1 protein-coding gene is annotated in these 718 nt (G+C 29.8%); it reads right to left on the minus strand.

Features of this window, described 5'->3' with window-relative positions; translation table 11 throughout:
• Nucleotides 1-152 precede the first annotated feature (152 nt).
• Nucleotides 153-569 carry a VOC family protein gene (locus B0A58_RS16150; RefSeq protein ID WP_089081886.1) on the minus strand — a complete coding sequence of 139 codons (417 nt, stop codon included), beginning with the start codon at nt 567-569 and terminating at the stop codon, nt 153-155.
• Between the last annotated feature and the right edge of the window lie 149 nt (nt 570-718).

Below are 718 nucleotides of genomic sequence, written 5' to 3' on the forward strand. Positions count from 1 at the left end.
ATTTTCTTTTCATTTTTTTCCTTTTACAATTTTTTTATAATCTGTTGGCTAACAAGTTCATATATAAAAAATATGTTGTTTTTAACCTCATGTATATTGGTTTATAGTCTGTAAATTTTTAAATGGTAGCTGGTTGTCATCTTTTTTAAATTTTATTGTTTTCCTGTTATTTTTTTGAATTTGTCCATGTCTAAATAAATTACTGCCCAATGATGTCCGTCTAAGTCTTCGATGTTTCTTATTTGCATAAAGCCTTCGTCGATTGTTTGTGTTGGCGCTGTGCCGCCTGCTTTTATCCCTTTTGCTACAATGTCATTCATTACTTCTATGCTTTGTACAGGAAGTGTAAAGGTGGCAATGGTGCTTGTTTTGGCGTTGGCAAGTTTTTTTTTATTGCCCGATTTGAACATGTCATGCGTTTGTAGCATTACATAAATTTGGTCGCTCCAAACCATACATTTTTGATCGTTGAAACTAAACAAAGGATTGACTGTGAAACCTAAATGTTTGTAAAAATTCATAGATTTTTCTACATCTTTTACAGGTAAGTTGATAAAAATTTGTTTCATTGTATAAAATGTAAGTATTATAAATTCATAATATTTGTTTTTGCTGCTTTACATGTTATTGTAAATTATAAATTTATTGTGTTGTGCTACTTTTGATTTTTTTGTTGCTTTTTTAGACCGTATATTGTTGGTTTGCGTGAGGGATAGTA

Source organism: Flavobacterium branchiophilum NBRC 15030 = ATCC 35035 (assembly GCF_002217205.1).
Taxonomy (GTDB): Bacteria; Bacteroidota; Bacteroidia; order Flavobacteriales; family Flavobacteriaceae; genus Flavobacterium; species Flavobacterium branchiophilum.